Source organism: Staphylococcus sp. EG-SA-2, from assembly GCF_017152085.1.
Genome location: NZ_JACYHC010000238.1, coordinates 1 through 510 on the forward strand (window position 1 = coordinate 1; position 510 = coordinate 510).

Annotated in this window: 1 protein-coding gene; it reads left to right on the forward strand. The window is 35.5% G+C overall.

Annotated elements, in window-relative coordinates; translation table 11 throughout:
• Nucleotides 1-91 (forward strand): hypothetical protein (locus tag IDG60_RS22000; RefSeq protein WP_241013327.1); only part of this gene is annotated, 91 nt, incomplete at its 5' end.
• Nucleotides 92-510 lie beyond the last annotated feature (419 nt).

Genomic DNA, 510 nt, shown 5'->3' on the forward strand with positions numbered 1-510 from the left:
AAACCGTGTTATCGATTTAAATAAACAAGGCGGCGTTTCAAAAGAAATTCCATATGAAGAATACTTGCAAGAAATCGGCGTTTTAAAATAAACATAATATGTAGAATTTCTTTTCGAAAATCTCTGTATTGAGGCCCGACCAACTTGCACATTATTGTAAGTTGGCTTACTGTCACCTTCTATATTGGGACTTATTCCGCAACTTGTATTGTTTGTAGAAATTAGGAATCCAATTTCTCTATGTGTTGCACCGACAAGGATTGAAAAAAGCTAGCTACAAAGTCATTTTCATTCAGTCAACTACTGTCAATATAACATTGCAGGGTCTAGGGCATTGATTCATGCCCGAGACTATATTCAATTTAATAGACATTAACTGGTCGTGAGGCTGGGACATAAATCCCTAAAAAAACAGCAGTAAGATAATTTTCAATTAGAAAATATCTTACTGCTGTTCTCTATTTATACAATACTTCGTATTGAATGGCTTCGCTTTGCCCGTCTGGCACA